The organism is Shewanella cutis (assembly GCF_022410515.1).
Classification (GTDB): Bacteria; Pseudomonadota; Gammaproteobacteria; order Enterobacterales; family Shewanellaceae; genus Shewanella; species Shewanella cutis.
The window spans coordinates 960,123-984,297 of record NZ_JACSDI010000001.1; the positions used below are offsets into that span (position 1 = coordinate 960,123).

General features: G+C 45.8%; 14 protein-coding genes and 1 riboswitch. Of the genes, 5 read left to right on the plus strand and 9 right to left on the minus strand.

Features of this window, described 5'->3' with window-relative positions; genetic code table 11:
- The first annotated feature begins 80 nt into the window (after positions 1-80).
- On the plus strand, positions 81-1,046 hold the full coding sequence (locus tag H9J30_RS04405) for a zinc transporter ZntB (protein ID WP_240129884.1): 966 nt from the start codon (positions 81-83) through the stop codon (positions 1,044-1,046).
- 54 nt (positions 1,047-1,100) lie between these two features.
- Here H9J30_RS04405 and H9J30_RS04410 read toward each other — a convergent pair whose 3' ends face one another.
- From H9J30_RS04410 to H9J30_RS04420, 3 genes are all read right to left on the minus strand, one after another.
- Positions 1,101-2,216 (minus strand): succinylglutamate desuccinylase/aspartoacylase family protein, encoded by a 1,116-nt coding sequence (locus H9J30_RS04410; RefSeq protein WP_240129886.1) that lies wholly within the window; start codon positions 2,214-2,216, stop codon positions 1,101-1,103.
- Position 2,217: 1 nt separating this feature from the next.
- Entirely contained in the window at positions 2,218-3,573 is a 1,356-nt protein-coding gene (lysC, locus tag H9J30_RS04415) for a lysine-sensitive aspartokinase 3 (protein ID WP_240129887.1), read from the minus strand.
- Positions 3,574-3,716: 143 nt separating this feature from the next.
- Positions 3,717-3,891, minus strand: a riboswitch (Lysine riboswitch).
- Positions 3,892-4,139: 248 nt separating this feature from the next.
- A complete protein-coding gene (locus H9J30_RS04420) occupies positions 4,140-4,574 on the minus strand; it encodes a DUF3293 domain-containing protein (RefSeq protein ID WP_240129888.1) in 435 nt (144 codons plus the stop codon).
- A gap of 582 nt (positions 4,575-5,156) precedes the next feature.
- Here H9J30_RS04420 and arcA point away from each other — a divergent pair.
- Positions 5,157-5,873, plus strand: coding sequence for a two-component system response regulator ArcA (gene arcA / locus H9J30_RS04425; RefSeq protein ID WP_007644695.1), 717 nt, complete (start codon positions 5,157-5,159; stop codon positions 5,871-5,873).
- Between the two features lie 595 nt (positions 5,874-6,468).
- Here arcA and H9J30_RS04430 read toward each other — a convergent pair.
- Positions 6,469-8,760, minus strand: a complete 2,292-nt coding sequence (locus H9J30_RS04430; protein ID WP_240129889.1) for a S9 family peptidase — start codon at positions 8,758-8,760, stop codon at positions 6,469-6,471.
- A gap of 297 nt (positions 8,761-9,057) precedes the next feature.
- Between H9J30_RS04430 and H9J30_RS04435 the strand changes: the two genes are divergently transcribed.
- Entirely contained in the window at positions 9,058-10,035 is a 978-nt protein-coding gene (locus H9J30_RS04435; RefSeq protein ID WP_240129890.1) for a class 1 fructose-bisphosphatase, read from the plus strand.
- A gap of 504 nt (positions 10,036-10,539) precedes the next feature.
- Here H9J30_RS04435 and H9J30_RS04440 read toward each other — a convergent pair.
- Together H9J30_RS04440 and H9J30_RS04445 are read right to left on the minus strand one after the other, a co-directional pair.
- Entirely contained in the window at positions 10,540-12,285 is a 1,746-nt protein-coding gene (locus tag H9J30_RS04440; protein WP_240129892.1) for a caspase family protein, read from the minus strand.
- Between the two features lie 627 nt (positions 12,286-12,912).
- Positions 12,913-13,482, minus strand: a complete 570-nt coding sequence (locus H9J30_RS04445; protein ID WP_240129894.1) for a DUF7010 family protein — start codon at positions 13,480-13,482, stop codon at positions 12,913-12,915.
- A gap of 707 nt (positions 13,483-14,189) precedes the next feature.
- On the opposite strand from H9J30_RS04445, the gene H9J30_RS04450 reads away from it, so the two are divergent.
- Positions 14,190-14,678 (plus strand): TIGR00645 family protein, encoded by a 489-nt coding sequence (locus tag H9J30_RS04450; protein ID WP_188869379.1) that lies wholly within the window; start codon positions 14,190-14,192, stop codon positions 14,676-14,678.
- A gap of 130 nt (positions 14,679-14,808) precedes the next feature.
- Here H9J30_RS04450 and H9J30_RS04455 read toward each other — a convergent pair whose 3' ends face one another.
- Complete coding sequence (locus tag H9J30_RS04455) at positions 14,809-16,368, minus strand: ATP-binding response regulator (RefSeq protein ID WP_240129895.1); 1,560 nt, start codon at positions 16,366-16,368, stop codon at positions 14,809-14,811.
- A 3-nt stretch (positions 16,369-16,371) separates the two neighbouring features.
- Positions 16,372-21,180 carry an ATP-binding protein gene (locus H9J30_RS04460; protein ID WP_240129899.1) on the minus strand — a complete coding sequence of 1,603 codons (4,809 nt, stop codon included), beginning with the start codon at positions 21,178-21,180 and terminating at the stop codon, positions 16,372-16,374.
- A 474-nt stretch (positions 21,181-21,654) separates the two neighbouring features.
- Here H9J30_RS04460 and H9J30_RS04465 point away from each other — a divergent pair, with 474 nt between their 5' ends.
- Positions 21,655-22,728: an HD domain-containing phosphohydrolase gene (locus tag H9J30_RS04465; RefSeq protein ID WP_240129900.1), complete on the plus strand. Its 1,074-nt coding sequence runs from the start codon at positions 21,655-21,657 to the stop codon at positions 22,726-22,728.
- A gap of 134 nt (positions 22,729-22,862) precedes the next feature.
- On the opposite strand, the gene H9J30_RS04470 is transcribed toward H9J30_RS04465, so the two are convergent.
- Positions 22,863-24,089 (minus strand): dicarboxylate/amino acid:cation symporter, encoded by a 1,227-nt coding sequence (locus H9J30_RS04470; RefSeq protein WP_240129901.1) that lies wholly within the window; start codon positions 24,087-24,089, stop codon positions 22,863-22,865.
- Between the last annotated feature and the right edge of the window lie 86 nt (positions 24,090-24,175).

Below are 24,175 nucleotides of genomic sequence, written 5' to 3' on the forward strand. Positions count from 1 at the left end.
CACAAGCATCGTCTAGACTTCATTTTAACAACAAAATCAGTTAGCTTGACCCCATGATTTAGTAAGATATGGAATGCCTAATGCACGATGGATTTATCTACAGCTTAGTACTTAGCGGCGCGCGCGCAGGGTCAACCTTAACCCCAGAAGAACTTGAAAACTGGGTTCCTAAAGATGGACTGCTCTGGATTCACCTACGTTATCGCCATAAAAAAGCCCGCCACTGGGTGCTAAACAGCGGCTTGAATAAAGTCGAAATCGATGCCCTACTCGCTCAGGATACTCGCCCGCGGGCCGTGCTGGCTGGCGAAGGTGTTTTGCTGGCCCTGCGCGGGGTGAACTTAAACCCCAATTCAGCCCCAGAAGACATGGTGGCCGTCCGTATTTATGCAGATAACCAGCGAATCATCTCCACCTGCGATCGTGAACTGCTCTCAGTCAAAGATGTTGCCGAACTCATTATGGAAGGTGCAGGTCCCACCACCACAGGGGACTTTATCCTTGCAGTTTGCGAAAGGCTAACCACCCGCAAAGTGGATTTTATCGATACACTTGAGGAACAGCTTTTAGAATTAGAAGAACAAGTTGTCTCTGGCAATGTGAAAGATTTACGCACAGATATCGCCGAGCTACGCAGACAAACCGTGGCGCTACGCCGCTATTTAGGGCCACAAAAAGAAGCATTCGCTAAGATGCTGTCGGAGCAATTTGTGCTCTTTAACGAGCCAGAAAGACTGAAGATGCGCGAAACCACGGATAAGCTGATTCGCACCATTGAAGACTTAGACGCCCTGCGCGATAGGGCCAATGTGACCCAGGAAGAATTACTCAGCCAACAATCGGAGCAGCTAAACAAGCGCTTGTATTTCTTATCCTTAGTCTCGGCCATTTTCTTGCCGCTGAGCTTTTTAACCGGCCTACTTGGGGTGAATATTGGTGGCATTCCCGGTGCGGATAACACTTGGGCCTTTGCCACCTTTTGCGGCATTCTTATCTCGCTGGTCGCCCTGCAAATGGCACTCTTCTATCGCTTTAAGTGGTTATAGACTGGAATAAAAAACGCCAATCTCATCATTGGCGTTTTGTTTTACCCATTGCCATTACTGTGGCAACTCAAACAGATTGGTCATGACTTTATATAACTCAGTACCTTGATGTACCGACGCCGAGGCAAAGTGCAAAATAGGTACACAGTCCTGCGGCAAACTTAGCACCGTTAGCTCCTGTTCACTGCCATATAAATCAAGCCGCAGCAGATTGACTAAGGTCTCACCCGCCGCCAGTGGCTCTCCCACGGGCGCCACATATTCCACCAAGCCCGCCATCGGCGCATGGTACTTTTTATAGTCCTTAAGATAACAGCCAAAACGCGGCATCTTTGCGGGCGCGACTCGCTCGGCGATCACCCCACGATGACTCAAGTAGGCCAAAATCCCCATGGCATCGACTAAAGCATCCTCAAGGCAAATGCGTTCTTGACTCGCAAGTTCTAAGGTAAAGGCCGAAACGGCAATCTCGAGCTCTCGCCCCTGCGCTTTCGCCACTTCACTCAATTGCCACCAAGGACAAAATGCCGCTTCATCCATAGCCCCGCCAAAACTATTGGGGATCACTAAGGTGTAAGGAATCGAGAAAAACTGCGCCGCCGCAATTTCATATTCTGGGCAATACAAATGTTTACAGGATTTAGGCCCGGTATGCAGATCCAATACTATATCCGCCTCGTGGGCCATGGCCTGCAGGTTAACCGCTAATCTGTGACCCGTGGTCACGCCCCACTCATTGCGTAAACGCTGCTGACACGCCTCGACTAGGGTGCTGCGATAAGCTTGAATAAGTTCGCTATCGCTCAGCTCAGCATGCTCACGGTACCAAGCGGGTAAATCTATCGCGTGATTTAAGTACTCGCGGTTCCAGTTTGCCCCTGTAATAGGGTCAAAACGCCCTAGCGTAAACTCGCCACTCTTTTGATTAATCCCCAGCGGATTCGCTAAGGGCACTAAGGTGATTTCCCCTAAGATGCCACAGCGCTCAAGCTGCTTCATCAATTGATAGATCACCGCATTACCTTGCACCTCAGCGCCATGGACATTGGCTTGAATATACACTTTAGGTCCAGAGGCATGACCATTTGGCTTAAAGTGGTAAATCGGCAGGGTGAGTGCTTGCCCAGCGGCAAGCTCCCCAATTTGCAGAGACGATGTTGTCGGCAACATACTAAACGCCTTCAAACAGATTTTCGTGCAACGCTTTAACCACTTGCGCGGCTTCGGATTCGGCCACTAATACGCACAAGTTATGCGGGCTAGCGCCTTGGCAGATCATGCGCACATTGTGGGGTTCGAGCACTTCAAACACTCGGCGACAAATGCCAGCAGTGGTGGCTATGCGGTTACCGATAATGGCAACCAGTGCTAAACCATCTTCAACACGTACACGGCAATGTTGTGATAATTCTTGCAGCAGCGCTTCGCTCAACAACCCTTGGCCGCTCGAATCAGAGCCAGTTTTATCTAGGGTCAGGGATACGTTAACTTCGGAGGTGGTAATTAAATCCACACTGATCTTATGTCTTGCTAAGGTCGCAAAGGTCTCGGCCAAAAAGCCCTGTGCATGCAACATTTGCAGGCTGTGTAAATTCAGCAGGGTTTGATCACGGCGCAGTGCAACCGCACGAAACACTGGCGCATCTTCAACCTGATGGCGGATCCAAGTCCCGCCTTTTTCTGGCTCCTTGCTTGACCCCACAAACACTTGAATTTGTTGACGCACTGCAGGAAGAATCGTCGCAGGATGCAGCACTTTAGCACCAAAGGTTGCCATTTCAGCTGCTTCGTTAAAGCTGATTTCGGCAATTGGATGGGCGTTTGGTGCAAGCCGTGGATCAGTCGTGTAAATCCCCGCCACATCGGTCCAAATCTCAACCGCGGAGGCTGTTAAGGCTTCGGCTAACAGTGCCGCAGAATAGTCGCTACCGCCACGGCCAAGCGTGGTGGTTTGTCCAGCCTCATCCGAACCAATAAAGCCTTGAGTCACAATCACTTGTTCTGATAACAGCGGCAGTAAATGCTCACGTGAGAGAATGGCAATTTGCTCAACCTGTGGCTCGGCGCGGCCAAAATGGCTGTCGGTGCGAAGCACTCTGCGTACATCGAAGGCACTTGAATTAGCGCCTTTTTCCCGTAATACCGCCGCAAATAATGCCGACGAACACTGCTCCCCAAGGGACAATAACTCATCCATGGTAGCCTTGCTGCGCTGAGATGCCAGCGCTTCGCTCAATACCGCCATACGGCTTAACAGCTTATCTAATGCCGCGGCAACATCGTTGGGGCGACCGAGTTTATCTAAGATTGCGTATTGAATTTGCGCGATTTGTTTTAAGCGCTGCAAACGACCATCGTCGTTAATCGACTCTTGGGTGAGCTCAACCAAAAGGTTAGTCACGCCACTGGAGGCGCTAACCACCACTAAACGGCAATCGGGATTACCCAGTACGATATCGGCACAGCGATTCATTGCGCCGTAATCGGCAACTGAGGTTCCACCAAATTTAGCGACAACAAGAGACATTAACGCACCTCCGCAAAAGCAAGAGATACGGCACAAACTTGAATAACAGATTGATTAACTAACATGATTACGCTCCGAACTAACTTCGTTCGAAGAGCCTGGTGCTCAATGATACGCACCCCAAAAGAAGGGAAACAGCAATCGTCACCAGAAGCTCTCCACCAATTACAGGTGACAATCGTTAGGATTCAGCCTAAGCGACCGACATAAACATGCAGCAACCACATCTATGCCTCGGCGTTAATCTCCCTCATCAATCATCGCTGGAGTTTGTGCTCCTCTGATTGACTACCTAGTTAACGCTCCTCTTCTGTTCCTTTCCGCCGGAAAGGGACGAAAAAAGTAGCAATAAACCCCTAATGAAGTCAATGCTAATTTCACACCTGATAAACAAATTCAATAAACGCTTTTAAAAACAATGGGGATTTATGGACAAAAGCAAAAAGAAACGAGGAAACAGTATAGGCTTGATGTGGAATGCAATAGATTGAAAAAAACTCACCAAGCCTTGCTGTGAGGGAGCAAAGCCTAGTCAGAAAAAATAGCTAAAAAAGAGTAAGCTGAAGTTAGGTGACCAAGTCTGGCAGCTCATAAACTAAGCGGACATAATCGTTAAATCTGCCTAAACACACTTCGTTATATCCGGCTAAAGTGCAAGGCACTAAACTCACCTCGCCCTTTTCCACCATGTAGATGGCATATTGATTAAACTTTTTCCCTAATTGTAATGCCATGTTTCTGTCAATAAAAACGGCCCAACTCTTCTCCATATGGGATAAATCAGGCGATGCACCGATAAGTGCGCGATAGGGACAGCCTAATAATTCAATTTCACGAAGTAGTTGACGGTCGAGTAAACGGTTTTGGCTGGAACTAAGGAGGGTTGAAGCGGGATTATGGGCGGTAATTACAGCAAAAGAAAAATTACAGGATAATGCTTGAGTAAGCAAAAACAACGGCGTTTGATAATGCTGCCACAAATCTTGAGTCATGTTGTCCATTGGTTGTCTAGTCGAAAAATGAACCCGACGTAGTTTAGCAGAGCATCTCAAAAATCCAAAGAGGCGTGAACTCGCTCACAAGAATTAGAAATACATTAGTTATACTAATCAATAACTAAAGTAAATATCATGGAAAATCCACACCTAGGCCAGAAATTTGTTAACATTTCATTTGTTAACAAATGCCTAAAACGAGTACAATGTCGTCATTGGCCAGTTAAGCAGATAACATTAAGTTTGCTTAATCTTGACAAGGGTTTGTTAGATTCCTCGGCGAAATCACCTTATGCTGGCCGGACATCTTTTAAAATGTGTTCTACATTTGATTTATCATTTAAACATTTTAAAAAAAACAATAGTTAAGGAACTATTTTTAACTATTGCTTATCGAAGTTGATACTGGTTACGTTTTATCGTATTACACTTTAAACGTTCACTTATATACATCCTGACGTGTAGCCGTGAAGATCTTCCCTTTGAAGCACTGAGCAGTGAGTGGAAGTATCAACATTTTATGAATATAAGAATCCGATGTAAGTGATTCTTATGGTTAGAATATTGGTTAAAATTTAGGTAATTAATATGCAAAATCCGCACATTCTGATCGTTGAAGATGAAGCCGTTACCCGTAACACGCTAAGAAGTATTTTCGAGGCAGAAGGGTATGTGGTAACTGAGGCCAATGATGGCGCAGAAATGCATAAGGCTATGCAGGAAAACAAAATTAACCTCGTGGTTATGGACATTAACCTACCAGGTAAAAACGGTCTGTTGTTGGCACGTGAATTACGTGAAATCAACAACATCGGTCTGATCTTCCTGACAGGCCGTGACAACGAAGTCGACAAAATCCTTGGACTTGAAATTGGCGCGGACGATTATATTACCAAGCCGTTCAACCCACGTGAATTGACGATTCGTGCTCGCAACCTTCTGACTCGTGTGAATAGCGCTGGTAACGAAGTCGAAGAAAAGAGCTCTGTCGAATACTATCGTTTCAACGATTGGAGCTTAGAGATCAACAGCCGTTCTCTGGTGAGCCCACAGGGTGAATCTTACAAACTGCCACGTAGCGAATTCCGCGCTATGCTGCACTTTGTTGAAAACCCAGGCAAAATCTTAACTCGTGCCGATCTACTGATGAAGATGACTGGCCGTGAGTTAAAGCCACACGACCGTACTGTTGACGTGACTATCCGTCGTATTCGTAAGCACTTCGAAAGCTTGCCAGATACGCCAGAAATCATCGCCACCATTCACGGTGAAGGCTACCGTTTCTGCGGTAACTTAGAAGACTAATCTTCAACTTACTGTTTGAACGTTATAAAAAAACCAGATCCTAGGATCTGGTTTTTTTATCTCTGCTAAATAGGTTTTATCACCGCTAAATAAAGCAAACTTGAAAACTCAAATTACCGCTAGATATCGTGTGTCAGATAAATCTCGAGTGTTTAGCAATTAACTTAACTCTGTACGGTTTAATGAATACGGTTAAAAAGTGCGGTTAAATAAGTGCGCTTAACTAAAAAAACCATCCAAAATAAAAAGAGTGAGAACGTTGCCCCACTCCTTTAAAAACATCACCCTTTACAATACCAATCGTATTAAATATCTGTTCATTCAGCGGGAGTTAAACGGGCTTTAGACAAGGTGAAGGCTTGAAGGCATAGTGGCGCTCTGTCGAAAGCCTTAAACGCAGTATAAAGCACGTTCAATCCCGCCCTTCGGGAGCCTCACAGGCATCTCACTCCCGTGTTACATTGACTTAAAAGGGAATCACCATTTCTTCGTCAATGCGCCTTGGATTGAGATGCCTGTGAGGCTCTGAACTGATTAGATATTTAATGTGATTGGTATAAATACCAGTCTATATAAATGCCAACCTAACGCGATGTTATTTGCCGTTTTTAAGCTGTCTATCGAGGAAATCCGCCAGCGAGCGATATAAGTGGTTACGCACCTTTTCGCCACGCATTGAATGCTTAGAACCTGGATAATCAATCATTTGAAACAACTTGCCTTCGTCCTGCAACGCCTTATAGACGCGAGTACTGTTTTCAAACAACACGTTATCATCGGCCATGCCATGGTACATCAATAGCCCCGACTGATAGTTTTTCACATAGGGGAACACGCTACTGGCTTCGTAACCTTGCTCATTGCTTGCGGGATGGGCTAAATAACGCTCGGTGTAATGGGTGTCGTACAAGCGCCAATCGGTGACGGGCGCGCCCGAAATCGCCGCTTTAAAGTAATCCGGCGCCTTAAATAAACTCATCAAAGCCATATAACCGCCGTAGCTGTGGCCATAGATAGCCACATTATTGCTATCGACAAAGGGCAAGCTGCGCAGATAATCGACGCCAACCTTTTGGTCATTGACTTCCGCTTCGCCCAAGTGACGATAAATCACTTGCTCAAACTGAGTGCCTCTGTGGGCACTGCCGCGGTTATCCAGTTGAAATACCACATAACCTTGCTGAACTAAGTATTGGGTAAAGTAATCCTGCTCACTCCAACTATTGGTCACCAACTGCGCATGTGGGCCGCCATACACGCGCACGACTACGGGGTATTTTTTGTTCGCATCGAAGGGCACAGGTTTAAAGAGACGCGTTTGCAAGACTTGCCCATCTTCCGCCTTAAGTTCTTTAAACTCAGGCTGTTGCCAAAGGCCAGCATAGTCATACAAAGGATGACCGGCCTTGACTTGGTTTTGCTCAACCCAGGCCAAATGCTGGCCCTTATCGCCGTGTAAACTGATCTGTGGGGGCTGAGATAAGCTATTGAAATAATCTAGATACACGCTTTGATTATCGGCAAATACCGGATCGTGCATCCCCGCCTCGCTGCTCACGCGCTCAACCTTGCCGCCCGCTAACGGCACACGGTAAAGGTGTTTTTCGATTGGGGTATCTTTGCGGCCGGTGAAATACACCCAACCTGCGGTTTCATCAATATATTCCAGCTGATCGACCGCCCAATTGCCCTCGGTCAATTGCGCCTTAAGCTTACCTTTTAGGTCAAAAAGATAGAGATGATTAAAGCCATCACGCTCCGAGGCCCAAATAAAAGCCGATTGTTGCTTTAAGAAGTGCAAGTCATTGTTAAGATTCACCCAAGCCTCGCTGCGCTCTTTGACTAAGGTTTTCGGCTTGGTCAGCGCATCGAGTGCCACCAGTTGTAAGTCTAATTTTTGCTGATCGCGGCTCTGCCACTGGAAGGATAAATGCTTGCTATCCGGCAACCAATCAACCCGTGGCAGGTAAATATCCTTATTTTTATCATCGCTTAAGGTTACCCAATTGATGGCTTTATTATTAAGCGTTACTACACCGAGTTGGATCTCGACATTGTTTTTACCCGCGGCCGGATAACGCTGCTCGGTAAGCTTAATGCCATCGGCATAGATTTCATTGCGGGTGACTAACTCAACGCCCGATTCATCGATGCGGGTAAAGGCAATGGCCGACTCATCGGGCGCCCACCAGTAACCCGTCATACGATCCATTTCTTCCTGCGCCACAAATTCTGCCATGGCATTTTTAATCGCACCGCCACCATCTGTGGTCATGGCCTCAAGCTTTTTAGTCGCCAGATCTAATACATACAGATTTTGATCACGCACGAAAGATACAAAGTTGCCCTTGGGCGATAGACGAGCATCGGTAGCAAAGCCTTCGCCAATCGGCAGTAAGCTAACGCTGTTATCCGCCAAGGAGAAGTAATACAAATTGCCCGCGGCGGGGATCAACAGTGCCTTACTATCGTCGGCCCAGAAATATTCCATAATGCCTTCGCCATAAATCCGTTGGCGTTCGCGGCGGGCCTTTTCTTCATCGGACAATTCATTGCTCGCCAACTTATCGGCATTCAGCAACAGGCTCGATTTTCCTGTTTTAACATCCATTTGCCAGAGATCGTAAAAGTTTTGGTTATCTTTACGACCCGCAAGATAGGTCACCCTTTGGCCATCGGGGGATAACTTTAATCCACGGGGACTGGTGCCCGCCAAGGCGGGTGAAGCATTCATCCGCTCGATAGTGAGTGGCGTCATGCCGCCCTCAAGCGCATAGGCAGAAGCTGTGGTAAGGCTAGAAATCATGGCCAGTTGACTCGCAATCAATAGGGATGAAGCGCCCAACTTCACGGCGCGCAGGGAAGAAGCTAACCCATTTTTAGTCATTATTATTCCTTGGAAGCATATTCGCCTTAGGTGGCGATTAAAAAACTGCCGCCATTGTGCCAGAGGCCAAGCCTAAATAAAAAGCACAGGCAATATACAGATACAAATTAGCTGGCAAACTCCATTACTTAGCTTAATTTTCAAGGTAACCCACTCAGCCTGACACAAAGGGATAGCCCTCTTGGCTTAAATTGATTAAAACCCACAGCAACATCGCTGAAATTGTCGACTAACTGAGTTATTATTCGCGGCAAATAATGAAATTGACCTCAATGTTGAACCCCTAAAGGACCTAACATGCAGACTCTTGCCCAACACTTAACCTCAAAGGCACTGAACGAATCCCTCGCGCAACTGATTTTGACCTTAGCCGACACCTCAAAAGCCATCAGCCATGCCGTACGCCACGGTGCCTTAGCTGGCGTGTTAGGCGCGACCGAACAGGAAAACGTGCAAGGTGAAACCCAGAAGAAACTGGATATCATCACCAACGATATGCTCAAAGATGCATTAAAAGCCGACGGAACAGTGCGCGGCCTCGCCTCTGAGGAAGAAGATCATGTAGTGGAAGTCAGCGCCAATGGTCAATATCTAGTGTGTTTCGACCCTTTAGATGGTTCATCGAATATCGATATCAACTCGCTGGTCGGCACGATTTTCTCTGTCCTGCCCGCCCCTGCTGGCGAGCTAACTGAAACGAGCTTTTTACAATCGGGCCGCAATCAGTTAGCCGCAGGTTATGTGCTCTACGGCCCATCAACTATGCTCGCGCTCACCACAGGCCAAGGCGTGCAACTCTTTACCCTGCACCCAGAAACCAACGAATTTTTACTGACCAACGCAGCCATGAGCATCAGCCCAGACACCCAAGAGTTCGCCATTAACATGTCGAACCAACGTTTTTGGGAAGCGCCAATGCAGACCTATATAGCCGATTTACTGCTCGGTAAAATTGGCCCGCGCGAAAAATCCTTCAACATGCGCTGGATTGCCGCCATGGTGGGCGACGTGCACCGCGTACTTTCTCGCGGCGGTATTTTTACTTACCCAACCGACAATAAAGATCCGAAAAAGCCATACAAGCTGCGTTTAATGTACGAAGCCAACCCAATGGCCTTGTTAGTCGAGCAAGCTGGCGGTAAGGCCTCTACTGGTTATGAAACCATTCTGGATATTCAACCAACACAAATTCACCAACGCGTTGCGGTTATCCTTGGTAGCGCCAATGAAGTGGACGCTTGCCTAAGCTACCATGGTTTGGATTCTCGTAAATAAAGAGCGCGAAGAACCTGATTTAGACTAAGCCGAATCGCTTAGATTTTGATTTTTATGATAAAAGCCACTGACCACAGTGGCTTTTTTGTTGTCGCGGAATGCGACATTCATTTTAAAATGCGGCCTAACGGCCGAAGTGAATCAAAGTCGTGGGTCTTCAACCCACACCCGACCAAGGAGGACTGCTCGTCCTATCCTCCTTGGATGCTCCAAGACGCCCCTAGCGAAGTTACATGCATTAGAGACTGGCCTAGGCCTTATGGATAAATTGCTGTCGCTTCCGAAGGATGCGTCCCTGCACCTGCGAAAGCTAGCCGGTCATCCATGACCGGACTCACGCAATTTATTCCAACGCCCTGCGGCAACTTCGCAGGGGAAGGAGAACTCCTGAGGCTTTGGAGTTGTCTGCACGCCATGAAAAACAACCAAAGCAATACCTACCATCTCCTTTAGAAAATTTAACAATGGGTGGCAAGTGAAATCCGTTAGGTAATCCGTTAGAACTTAGAACCAACGCAATTGCGCCAATATTTCGTTTTGATATTGTTCGGCTACTTCTTCGAATCTTTCATACTTCCCGCCGAACATACCTGCTTGAATTGGCCCCCAATTGTTTTTGCTATGAGCAGCCTCTTTTCTCAATTTTTCAAATGGAGAGGTTCCATGCCTACGATTTTTCCATCCAAATCGCCCTACGGGTCCCCATAAGCGTTTATCTGCTTGCTTATTAAGATCAGCCACAGCTAACGCAAACAATATTTCGAACTCATCAAAGAGCTCCTCGTACCCCTTGCCAAGAAAAAGTAAGTCATCCAGTTCTGGTTGAATCAGCTTATATAGATACTCACTAATTGGCGTGTAATTTCGTTCGTGGTCAGGAATTCTTTTGAAAACGTTAACTAATTCACTTACAGCGTTAGCAACTCTAAGAGCGAAAAATGGATCGCCGTTATCGTAATCAGAGGAGCCCAGTTTAGTGTAAAAAATTGACGCAAGACTCTTATAGTTTTTTCCTTCTAAAGCCGCGATTCCCGCATGGTACATCACTAAAAGAAGGGGGTACCATCTAAGGTTTACCCATACGACTAATCCGCCGCGATTCTCAATCAAGCGATCACAAGACCTTGAGATGATCTTCGTAAGTGAACCCAACTGTTCTTCACTTGCCCAATAAGACAAGCACGCCACAATCATTGAAAGATCTTTTGTGTAAAGTTCATATGATGAAATACGCTCAAGCAACTCCTCATTAGAAAAATTTCCACTGGTAGCAAAGCTATCTTCGCTTGTTGCAGATAGGAATCGGCGAACTTCTTCGATCGCAAAATCATGAAGTTTAATCTGAGAGTTATTTGAAGATATCAATTCCTTGGTATATTCGACTTTTTCATCTGTTGTTTTTGAAGTCCTTATTTCATCTACATAGGGTATTGTAATAAGTTCATCTGTATTCTTAGTATCATCTTGTGCATTTTTGTTAACAGGTATTGATACGATAAAGTCACCATCACCATCAAACTGACCATAATGTGGTGTTTGCTCAGAATTAATGTCATTCGCTACTTTTGAGTAAACATAACTCATTAAACCACTAGCAGTGATAACTCCATATTCATTCGCAGCCTTTCCCCTGAGCCCTTCAATAAAGTGACCGGTAAAAATGGAATGATGAGGCAAAGGGCCACCTGCATCTGCTACGACTTCGTTAGCCTTACCAGCGGTAATTACTTGCCTAGAAAACCTTTGGTACATGTCTCTAAGAAATCTACTGCTACCTGGTCTTAGGTCTCGATGAACAGCAAGCCCTCCATAACAAGCGTCCATTACAAAAAGTATATGCTTGGCTCTAATCAATTCAGCGTTTCGTGTTAGCTCGTCCCAACGGATGAAAGTCGAGTAGTCACTCATGTCTGCATCATAAGGAACTAGATAGCCGACATCGCCTTTTATTCCTGATTTTGTATGGCCGTGACCAGCAAAGAAGACAAATAAACGGTCATCTACTTTAACGTCGTCATTGGTAAAGCGTAGAAATGATTTGAGGATATTAGATTTTGTCGCATCTTGATCGGCAAGGTACGAAACATCCTGCTCTTCAAAACCAAGCTCATTTATTAGTATGTTTCGCACTTCATGAGCATCACTCACTGCATACTCTAAGGGCGAAGCATTTGCGTATCGGTTTATCCCTATGACCAATGCTCTGCTGGTCTCATACTTCTGCTGAAGTATAAATTTCAAATCACGCACTGAATTTATTCCTTTTGTGCTCCAACGCCCGCTTCTAGTGAATCCCCAGATAAATTCGATGAGATTCAAATAAGTAGACACGTATGATACTGTTGACCTATTCAATTTCGCCAAAAATCTACTAGTTCCAACATCATGCGTGATATTGGCATATTACACGATTTACTCAAAAAACAATGCCCTCAAATACACCAAAAACGCCTTAATTCTCTGATGGTTGCCGGAAAGAGGGAAAGATCGGACAGGTGCAACTCTTTAAGACTAACGGCTAACACCAAGGCAACAGAAGTTCACCTTCCCCTGCGAAGTTGCTGAAGGGCGTTGAAGAAAATCGCGTGAGCGAGGCATGGATGCCTCGCTAGCTTTCGGGGTACAGGATGTACCATCGGAAGCGTTAGCGATTTTCGAATAAGCACGAAGCCACTAACTAATGCATGTAACTTCGCTAGGGGCGTCTTGGAGAATCCAAGGAGGATAGGACGAGCAGTCCTCCTTGGTCGGGTGTGGGGTGAAGCCCCACGACTTTGATTTACCTCGGCCGTAAGGCCGCAATGACTTTACATCCACATAAACAAGTGTGGGATTTCCCCCACAACTTTGACCTACCTCGGCCGTAAGGCCGCAAGACTAACTTGCAACACAAAGATTTTGCTGAATCTTCCAACGACGTTCCATGAGTGGAATCGAAAACCCATAACATACCACCACAATCAAAGGTTGAAGCTGAAAACTCAACTCAGGCCACAACATAAAGGCAGCCACGCAAGCCACTGTGCGCACAATCGCATGTACAATCGCCACCTTTTGCGCCGCTAACACGCCGAAAACCAACCACATTAATCCTGTTTGCACGGCAAGGGCGAAGGGCAAGGCTAAATAGTTTTCCATAAAAAAGGGAATACTGATGCTAAAGGTTAAAAAACTCATCCCCATCGCAGCCAAAAACACAGTCTCAAACCAATTACGATCAGTGCTTTTCTTGAAGGAGATATTTTCACCGGTAAGACGCGAGACTCCCATAGCAAGATAGACAATAGAACCCGCGCCGATAAATGTTGCCATCACCATTTGCGATGCTGGCAAAATAAAACTCAAGATAAACAATAGCGTCCATACCATCATGCCTGATACAGGCATAGCTAAAGCACGTTTTTGGCGGTATTCGATAAGTTGTTGATCAAGTGATTGATGTTGCATGATTAAGCCTCCTTGTTAGTATGGCTTAAGTATCCCTGCATCCGCTAAATCACGGCAGTGTGAGTTGTCAGCAATTACGGATGACAAATGTCATTCAAAAAACAGGAGAGGGGAAAGATGGGCAGGCATAACTCTTTAGGACTAACAGCTAACACCAAGGCAAAAGAAGTTCACCCTCCCCTGCGAAGTTGCCGCAGGGCGTTGGAATAAATTGCGTGAGTCCGGACATGGTCGTTCTCGTGCATCCATGCACTTCACGACATTCAGGCATCCTGCCTATCAGATGACCGGCTAGCTTTCGCAGGTACAGGGGCGAATGAAAATCGGTGATTTTCGCGCTTATGAGCGAGAGGCAGGGACTGCCGAACTGGAGGGCTTTACATGGATGTAAAGTGGAGCCTTCGGAAGCGATAGCAATTTATCCATAAGACCGAGGCTAGTAACCAATGCATGTAACTTCGCTAGGGGCGTCTTGGCTGATGTGAAAGCAATAGGCAAGGAGGATAGGACGAGCAGTCCTCCTTGGTCGGGTGTGGGGTGAAGCCCCACGACTTTAACCCACCTCGGCCGTAAGGCCGCATAAAGACTTACATCGCATAATGGAATTGAAAAACAACCCACCGATAGCGCCGCTTTAACTCAGTATGTTATTGTTTTAGCATCATAGATTCGATTTTTGTGCTTTAACCACTAAGGGTTTACTCCAAATGGAAAAAATATTTGAAAGACTCATGTATGCATCGCGCTGGATTATGGCGCCCATCTACTTGGGGCTGAGTCTAGTGCTATTGGGCTTAGGCATTAAATTCTTCCAAGAAATCTTCCATATTCTGCCGATCATTTTTGAGATGAGTGAAGTGGATTTAGTGCTGGTCACCCTGTCCTTGATTGATATCACCCTTGTCGGTGGCTTGATTGTGATGGTGATGTTTTCTGGCTATGAGAATTTTGTCTCGCAGCTGGATGTGGGCGAAGACAGTGAAAAGCTCAGCTGGTTGGGTAAATTAGATTCAGGCTCACTGAAAAACAAAGTGGCCGCCTCGATTGTGGCGATTTCGTCTATTCATTTACTGAAAATCTTTATGGATGTGAAGAATATCGATAACGACAAAATCATGTGGTATCTGTTAATTCACATCACCTTTGTGTTATCCGCCTTTGCCATGGGCTATTTAGATAAAATGACCCGCAAATAATCACTAGGCCTGCAATAACTATTGCAAATCAACAACTCGATTTGCCACTTGCCAGCAGTCATACTGCTGGCTTCACACTGACACACCTAAAACGAGAGCGTTCCGCATCTAAACCGCTAAGCTCACGGGCTTAATTTGCTGCGGGCAAAGACACTGTGACTATAGTTTTATTTTGTAAATCATCAACTTGTAATTGAGTCATACCGCCCTGGGCCTTAGCTAATAAGCGTGCAGAATACGTCCCTAAACCCACGCCCTCCACTTTTTGACTCGTCACATATTTATCCCAAAACCGCGGACGAATCTGTTCCGGCACCACACCCGAATTCTCTATCTGGATCACTACATTGCCTTGCTCGATCGATAAATGGATCGCCACTTTAGTGCGCAGGGTTGAGGCTTCGAAGGCATTTTTAATTAGGTTTAGCAGTAATGAATAAGTTAAGGTTGCATCCGCTAACACATCAAACTGACCATTGGGATCTTCATCCGGAAATTGAAAGGCAATCAATTGTTTGTGATGAAAGGTCACATGCATCGAGTGCAATACTTGCTTGACCAGTCCGTGGGCAGAAAATCGCGCAGGTTTGAGGATAAATCGCCCCGTTTCAATTTTAAATATCTCCGAGGACAAGTTGACTGTGTTAATCGATTGCATGGTGAGATCATCAATTGCCATTAGCTTTGCACGCCAATCTTTAGGACAACTTTTATCCTGTGACAAACGCTTTAGCATCGCGCTGATCGCCGCCAAGGGGCTTTTCAGATCATGGTGAATTAATTCATCGACACTGTCTCTTAAGCGCGATAGCGCTAACATATTGTCATAGTTAGCTTGTAAATCGCGTTGTAAATTGACCGTTGCCAATAGGTTAGCCAGCCGAAGTTTTAAAATATCAGGCTGTACGGGTTTGACTAAATAATCAATGGCCCCACCCTGCAGGCCTTGGATCTGATTTGCGGTTTCATGTAATGCGCTGACAAAAATAACCGGTATTGACTGCGACTGCGGATGCTCCCGCAGTGCATTGAGTACTTGGTAGCCATCCATCTCTGGCATCATAATGTCGAGTAGCACTATATCTGGCGCATTGGCTGACTGACAGAGATTAAGCGCCGTTTGGCCATCCTTTGCCACTAATATTTTATAAGTGTCTTTCAACAAACCCACCATCACCGCTAAATTATCTACAGCGTCATCAACAATTAATACCGTGTTTTTGATGGGCTCATTGGACGCCTCAATACTCAGTTCAGTCATACTGGTTGCGGTTGGCGATTCTAGGGTTGCGAAGCTTTCAATTTGCGGTTCGACCTGCAACGCTTGTAACACTCGGTCTTGCAAGGTTTTAGTGGTGAAGGGTTTGGCAATAATGTCGACAACACCATACTTGATGGCTTCTTGGATCATGTTTCTGTGGGTGTTGGCGGTCACTAGTATCACTGGCAAATATTGCCATTTTGCCTGCAAACGTATGGCCTTGAGTAAATCGGCACCGCCGCCATGGGGCATACTCCAGTCCATCAGCACAATATCGATAGACACCTCTTCTAACAACTCGAGGGCGCGGCGACCATTTTCTGCTTGATAAACTTGGCCAAAACCCATTTTGCGCAATTGCTCGACTAAAATTTTGCGCATAACGTCCATGTCTTCAACGATAAGAGCCTGTTGCTGTCTTAATAACATAGGTTATTCCTTCGCCAACTGCTGCTGCGCCCACTCTTGGAGTTGAATCGCGAGCTCAAGCCCTAGGGAAAAATCGAATTGTCCCGTGGCTTGCTTTAATTCGGCAATGAGTTGTCGTTGTGGCTGCAATACCGTTAATTGACTTAACCGTTCAACTAAAGGTAATGCGTCGGTATTATATTCTTTAAGGTTTTGAGTTAATTGGGCAAATAACTGCATCAATTCTGTCGTAGAAATAGACTGCGACGCCTCATCGGGTTGATTTACCGCCTGCCACTCGGTCAATAAGGCTAATAGCTGCTGGAGCTTGGCATGCAGCAAGTGGATAGCATGGCTCACGGTTTTCTGGGTATCTGCATCAAGCTGCTGCAGGCTGCTGATATCGTTAAGACTTGCTTCTAATCGGCCCGAGTCATCTTTGAGCGACACGGCACCAATATTGCCCGCCACTCCTTTGAGAGTATGTAGACTTAATCTCAAGCCTGAAAGATTATCCTGTGAAAATTCATCTTGCTGATTCTGCAGAAGTTTAGCGCCAGTCTGCACAAATAAAGTTAATAAATGCCGATACAAATCAGCGTTGTAGTTACACAGCGCCAACCCAACATCAATATCAAGCTCTTCAACCAAGGGTAAACCCTGTTTAAGCTGTGCCTTATCAAGATCATGGACCTCGGGAGTTAGAGCTAAGGCTTGCACACTATACACCGATACATGCTGTGCAATGATGGAATACAATTCTTGCACTTGGAAAGGTTTATTAATCTGGGCATTCATACCTGCCGCCAAGGCTCTTTCCCTATCAGAGTCCATCGCATTGGCTGTCATGGCTATAATGGGCAAATCGGCAAACTGTGGCTGCGCACGAATAAGCCGTGTTGCTTCATAACCATCCATTACGGGCATTTGTCCATCCATCAACACACAATCGAAGGATTGCTGAGCCAGCAGTGCTAACGCTTCTTGACCGTGCTGGGCGACGGTGACTCGCGCTCCAGCTTGACGCAATAACTCAACGGCTAATTCTTGATTCAGATAATTATCTTCAACGAGCAACAATTCTACGCCCGCTAATTGATTTTTTAAGCTTGCAATAGATTGATGCTCAAGGTGTTGCCCAAAAGGAGAGCTATCCCTGTTGAGCAACAATAATAACGATTCGCCTATGGCGCGCAGCAATAGCGGATGCTGTTTCACAATGATTTGTGGGTGCTTGTCCACTAGAGATGATATGGTCACAGGCTCACAACCATTACCGATTAACAATAAACCAAGCTTGTCGTTGGCTAGTACCACACTCAATAATTCTGGCTCAAATGCGCTAGTGTCACACATAATCAGATGCTGACTTGTACAGGCGCTTAACTCGGTCAACGCCATATGCATCTCTAGCGTGCGCACCTGCATACCGATGCGAGCAGCAAAGCGGCTATACATCGCGCTCAAATCTGGCGCAAATCCAACGATTGAAAGGCTTTGTCCTTGAAGCGCGGCAAATTGTGTCGACAAATCATAGGGCTTGACCAAGGGCAAATGCAGACGCAAATAAAAACGCGATCCTTGCCCTAACTCACTTTCACACCATACCTCCCCTTGCATTAATTCACTCAGGCGTTTACAGATTGCTAACCCTAAACCCGTTCCACCGTATTTGCGGGAAGTCGATGTATCGACTTGTTCAAACGAGTGGAATAGTCGTGCCTGTTTATCTAAGGGAATACCGATGCCATCATCTGCCACACAAAAAGTCAGCGTAGCGCCTTGCTTATCAAGCTCAGCTTGGCAACTGAGTAAAATATCACTGCCCTTGGGAGAGAATTTCACCGCATTGTTGCAGTAGTTCAGTAAAATCTGCCCTAGGCGCAGCGGATCACCAAGAAAATAGCGTGGACAATCGGTAGCGATGTCGTAAATCAAGCGCATGCTATTTTCTTCAACCTTAAAACCAATCACATTGCTCAACTGAGTCAACACCTCATCAAGGTCAAACTCGATGTGCTCTACCGTGAGTTTATTGGCTTCGATTTTTGAAAAATCCAAAATATCGTTAATGATATTGAGCAATGAGCCAGCGGCCTGATGCACCTTAGCAATATAATCCTTTCTTTTTTCGGCTAAATCCGTTTGCAATGCCAGATAAGACATACCGATAATGGCATTCATTGGTGTGCGTATTTCGTGGGACATATTCGCTAAAAAGTCTGACTTTGCGCGATTGGCCGCATCCGCCTGCACCTTAGCGCTCGCCAGCTCAGCTTGAATGGCCTTATCTTGAGTAATATCTAAGGCCCAACATAAATTAGCATGCTGGCCATCATGGAATGTGGGATAGGCGGTAAACGATACATCAAGTAACTGGCCATGAGTCCCCTTGAGCTTAGACTCAAATACGACATATTCCTGCTCGGGCGCAAGTCCACGAATGTAATGCTGATAATCCTTAGGTTGGAGAAAAATATCAGCCACAGCATGCTCAACGTCTAGTCCAGTCATCTGTGTCATTTGCGCATTCACATAACGGCAAATACCATTAACGCAAACCCAGACTCCAATCGGGCTCATCCCCAGCACGTTTTTGAGCAGATTACGCTCATGGCGAATAAGGCTGTCCACCAAGCGGCGCTCGGCCAAATTGTGGTAAGTAGCGAGCACAAACGGCTCAGCATTTAACTCAATAAATTTAAGCGTCACCTCAACGGAAATCGCTTGCCCAAGACGGTTGGTAATCTCCGCCTCAAATTTAAGCCCCCCTTGTTTGAGTACCTCTTCAACACTCTGCGCTATTTGAGAAACCGAGCCCATAAAGGTATCTGCAAGATGAAATTGTGTTAGTGAAGTGCCAACTAACAATGCCTTATCTTCAACCTGCAGCAAGCTTTGCAGTGCCGCATTACACTCCTTAATCGTTCCTTGATTGTCGATAATCACACAGGCACTATCAACAGAATCAAATAACGCGTGGAACTTTTGTAAGCTGGATTTAAGCTCTAGCGCATAGGCTTGACGTAACATCATCTCGCGCTTGAGCATATGGCGCCATATCATAAACACCATAAATAACACTAATAGCACCGCAACAGACACACTCACCCAACGCTTAATCACCTGGGGATCAATACCTTTTGTATACAATACCTTAAACCAACGGTCATCTAACTCGGCACGCGTATTTACAGGGATTGCGGCCAACGCTTTATTTAAAATACTCTGAAATTCTGGCCAATCCTGGCGAACTCCGATGGCATTTTTAAACTCATAATCCAGCGGGGTAACCAGCTCTAACTGTTTATATTCTGGAGATTTGAGCGATTTTACCGCCTTGGGTAATAAAACAATCGCAGCATCCACCTCTGCCGTTAACGTTGCGGCCAACACATCTTCTAATCGATTGAATCGAAATAGGTTTAATTGCGGGTAATGTTCGGTTAAATATTCATCAGTGATATCACTGCGGGTAACTGCCACTTTTTTACCGAATAATCCTTTTATACCCTTAACGACTGCGGCGTCTTTTCGCATCACAATTACTGCGGGGAAATTGCCGATATCATCGGTGTACAGAAAACGATCTTGGCGTTTTTGGCTAACTGAAATGAGCGAAATCATATCAAGTTTGCCTACATCAAAATCCGCCATGGTTTGCTGCCAAGATGCAGTGGGTTGAACCTCTAAATTAATAGGGAGCAATTTAGCTAGCTCGGATAAATAGCTAGCCATTAGCCCCGCATGCTTGCCTGCTTGGTCAAAGTAATCTAACGGTGCACCATCGGGCTCAATCCCCACGCGGATTAATGGATGTTGCCGTAAAAATTCCCGCTCTGGTGGCGTTAATGTATTTAAAAACTGCACCTGAGTCTGAGTAGGTAATAGGTCAGCAAGGCGTAACTCGTTGAATGAGAGTGCAGGATTAAAATTGCGAGTTATGCGCTTAAAATCGAGATACAAGGGGTCAAAATCCAGTATTGATTTATAGTCGTAATAATTATTCGGGGTAATAACCACCAAGGGAGAAACAAAACTGCCTTTACTCCACGCCCTACCGCTAGCAGTTAAATGATCAAATAAAATCGATAAAGCAATAGCCCCTGAAAACTCACTTCCCGCAATTGCAGCCTGAATTTTATCTTGTGCCATCGCCTGCCCCAACGTCTTTGACCATAGCATTGAGCCTATAGCTGGCACATTTTCGCCCTCGGGTTGGTGGACTTTTTCTGCTATAGCAACGGCTGCAGCCGCATTCATAGTGACTATGGTAGTTAATGCTGGTTGCGCAGCGATAGCACTGTCAAATTCTGCCAAGGCTTGCTCGATACTCCAATCGGTATATGCGACTTTCAGCGTTCCCTTGGTTGGCAAAGAATTCATAAAATGCTGTACATCTTCAACTCCTCGTTCAACATTCGAATTACCCTGAGGGCCTGCAATTAACAATACGGCTGGTTGATCATGGTTAAGCCGATTTATCGCTAATAAATTGTGCATCAATAGCTGGCCAGATTTGTGATCATTGAGATTCACACTGGCAATCAAATTGGGCAGTTCAGCTAAGGTAGTAGGACTGAGCATGTCGAGCTCAGACCTTAATGTCACAACGGCTGTATGATGCTTTAGCGACTCAAGGATTAATTCCCGACCAAAATCAGCGATGGGAACAAATATCAGACCATCAGTCCCCAAATTGAGCGCCTCGCGCCCTAACGCCATCAGACTGTCTTGCGTGCCATCGCTGTAGGATACAGTTAAGCGAATATTTAAATCCGCAGCAGCAGCTTGCGCCATCAAGCCAACTTGTCGATTAAAAGGCGTATCCATGGACAAAATCATGCTGACATGTAAAGAGGAAAATGGCTCTTGAGCAAACTCAACAGCATTAGAAATTGATTGAGATGGTGCGGCACTTACATTCAGACAAATAAAGAGACCAGCGAACAACAGGCAATATAAGCGCAATGACGCACGACCATAGGAAAGTAAGATTAAAAACGATTGTTTTAATGTGCTTGCAGACTTACAAATGACACTCAATATCGCCAACCAGCTGAACCGATAACTTAAGCTATCGTATAGCGCAAATTTATTTCCATTCGTGCCTTGTATCATAGATTTTTTATTCCTAAACAAGATAAGGTGACACACCGCACCACGCACATTCAATCAACTCAACAGACTCTTAAACATGGTAAAAATTGAAAGCTACATGCTAACATAGCACAGAGTGATTTACGGACTACTCACACATTGACGATGTGGAGGAGATGTAATGCATAGGATAAATAAGGGACTATTATGACGCAGATGCCGGCTAAACCCATCATTTTAATCGTTGATGATTCAGCGGATAATATTCAAATTATGAATGGCTTACTGTGTGATAAATATAGTATTCGCGCAGCCACATCCGGCGCGAAAGCCCTCGCCTTAGCCAGTCTTGACCCTATTCCGGATCTCATTCTATTAGACGTGATGATGCCTGAGATGGATGGATTCCAATCCTGTAGCCGCCTAAAATTAAATCCTGTCACTCGCCACATTCCAATTATCTTTGTCACAGCAAAAACAGACACCCTAGATGAGCGCACAGGTTTTGAATTAGGTGCTGTCGACTATATTTCTAAGCCCATAAATCCTGCCATTCTGGAAGCTCGAATACAGACACATTTAAAATTAGCGTCGAGAACTAACCTGCTCGAAGACCTTGTACAACAACGCACTCTAGAGCTTGAATCTGCAAGGCAAAAAATTATCAACAAACTCGGCCGTGCCGCTGAATTTAGGGATAATGAAACTGGCTTACATATTATCAGAATGAGCCAGTATAGTTTTTTGTTAGCACAACAAATTGGACAACCTGCCTATTGGTGCCAATTACTGCTAAATGCAGCGCCAATGCATGATATCGGAAAAATCGGTATACCCGATGCAATTTTACTAAAACCCGGAAAGTTAACCCTTGAAGAATATCAAATAATTCAAAAACACCCGGAAATCGGTGCTGAAATAATAGGCGAAGATGACGATCCACTATTGCATATGGCCAAAGAGATTGCGCTTTATCACCATGAACGCTGGGATGGCACAGGCTACCCTTGTAAGCTCAGTCAAAAGCAAATCCCACTTTGTGCCCGTATCGCCACGATCGCAGATGTGTTTGATGCCTTAACGACTTCACGCCCTTATAAAGCCGCTTGGAGTATCGACGATGCATTTAACTATTTGCGCGATGGCGCAGGCTCGCAGTTTGATCCATTTCTGGTTAGTGCATTCCTCGAATGCAAAGCGGAAATTACCGATATTTGCACCCAATTCGCAGAACCAACGTCAGAGCATTCTACAGTTGTGGAAGTCGAATTAACTGATTGATTTAGTTAGTGAGTCACTCTCATACTCGAACCATCAAAGATCTGGGATCGCATTGATTATCGCCAAACAACCTAAAGAGAGCAGTTTGTGCTCCTTCAGGCTGTTAGGTCAGAGTCTATTATCGCGCCATCAGGCTATTTAATCGCCTTTTCGGTTTGATCGACGATGGTCAATACCGCGGTGTCACCCACCACGTTGCAAGAGGTCAGCACCATATCGATGATGCGATCCAGCGCGGCCACTATCGCAAAGGCTTCAATCGGCAAGCCCATTTGATGGATTAATACGCCAATCATCACCATACCGCCACCGGGCACACCACCGGCGCCAACCGATAATAAAAAGATACTAAATAGCAGCGAAGGCAATTGCTCGCTGGTGATTGGCATACCAAAGGCATTGGCGACAAAGAAAATCGCAATGGTGATATAAATCGCCACGCCACCCATATTCATGGTCGCCCCGAGCGGCACACCAAAGCCAGCCACAGAGCAGTTAACCCCGAGCTTTTCGGTTAGCGTACGCATAGTCACAGGAATCGTGGCATTGGAGCTGGCGGTAGACAGTGAAAACAGCACTTGCTCCTGCGTCTTCGCCCGAAAGGTCTTGGCTGAAATCGGTGTAAACATACCAACGGCCAACGGATACACCACAAAAATCCACAGTAATAACAACGCTAAAATCAGCACTAGGTATTCGAGCACACTCATAAATACCGCTGCATCTAAGGTTGCACCCAACTTAAACATCAGCGCAAACACCCCGTAAGGCGCGAGACTCATGACCACAGAAATCAGTTTCATCATGATTTTATTCGCGGTTTGAAAGCCCTGAACCGCACCAGCCACGTGCTCACCGAGGGATTTCATCACTCCACCGAGCATCAGTGCCATAAAGATCACTTGCAGCATATTGCCCGACATAAATGCCGCTACTGGGTTGCGCGGCACTATATCAATCAGCAGCGCCATTAAGCTGGGGAGTTCAGTCGCGGTAATGGCGACACCATCGGTGCTACTCATATCGACACCTTTACCAGGGTCGAGCAATAGCACCACTAACAGAGCGGTAGAAATAGCCACTACGGTATTCACTATGTAAAAGCCGAAGGTTTTGCCGCCAAGGCGCCCAAAGCTTTTTAAGTCCTGCAGCTCACACACGCCGCAAACGATACTGACAAACACCAGCGGTACGACCAACATCATAATCATATTGACGAACATAGTGCCGACACCGCCAGCCAGTTCGACTAAATTGCCAGAAAAGAAGCCTATATCGTTTAAAAAATACTGCACTAAGGTGCCAAGAATAAGTCCCGCAAATAGACCGATAAAGATCCGTGTCGAAAGTGATTTCATCATGCTTGTGGTTTCCCCAAATAACTCATCTTTTGTTATTCATCTTCCGTAATGAGCAACTTCGGCATTCCCTTTTGATTTAGGCGGGG

What these genes read in the sequence shown, in the direction of transcription:
- arcA (WP_007644695.1), top strand. Translation starts at nt 5,157, where the DNA reads ATGCAAAATCCGCACATTCTGATCGTTGAAGATGAAGCCGTTACCCGT.
- H9J30_RS04430 (WP_240129889.1), bottom strand. Translation starts at nt 8,760, where the DNA reads ATGACTAAAAATGGGTTAGCTTCTTCCCTGCGCGCCGTGAAGTTGGGC.
- H9J30_RS04420 (WP_240129888.1), bottom strand. Translation starts at nt 4,574, where the DNA reads ATGGACAACATGACTCAAGATTTGTGGCAGCATTATCAAACGCCGTTG.
- H9J30_RS04455 (WP_240129895.1), bottom strand. Translation starts at nt 16,368, where the DNA reads ATGTTATTAAGACAGCAACAGGCTCTTATCGTTGAAGACATGGACGTT.
- H9J30_RS04470 (WP_240129901.1), bottom strand. Translation starts at nt 24,089, where the DNA reads ATGATGAAATCACTTTCGACACGGATCTTTATCGGTCTATTTGCGGGA.
- H9J30_RS04450 (WP_188869379.1), top strand. Translation starts at nt 14,190, where the DNA reads ATGGAAAAAATATTTGAAAGACTCATGTATGCATCGCGCTGGATTATG.
- H9J30_RS04410 (WP_240129886.1), bottom strand. Translation starts at nt 2,216, where the DNA reads ATGTTGCCGACAACATCGTCTCTGCAAATTGGGGAGCTTGCCGCTGGG.
- H9J30_RS04435 (WP_240129890.1), top strand. Translation starts at nt 9,058, where the DNA reads ATGCAGACTCTTGCCCAACACTTAACCTCAAAGGCACTGAACGAATCC.
- H9J30_RS04445 (WP_240129894.1), bottom strand. Translation starts at nt 13,482, where the DNA reads ATGCAACATCAATCACTTGATCAACAACTTATCGAATACCGCCAAAAA.
- lysC (WP_240129887.1), bottom strand. Translation starts at nt 3,573, where the DNA reads ATGTCTCTTGTTGTCGCTAAATTTGGTGGAACCTCAGTTGCCGATTAC.
- H9J30_RS04465 (WP_240129900.1), top strand. Translation starts at nt 21,655, where the DNA reads ATGACGCAGATGCCGGCTAAACCCATCATTTTAATCGTTGATGATTCA.
- H9J30_RS04405 (WP_240129884.1), top strand. Translation starts at nt 81, where the DNA reads ATGCACGATGGATTTATCTACAGCTTAGTACTTAGCGGCGCGCGCGCA.
- H9J30_RS04460 (WP_240129899.1), bottom strand. Translation starts at nt 21,180, where the DNA reads ATGGATACGCCTTTTAATCGACAAGTTGGCTTGATGGCGCAAGCTGCT.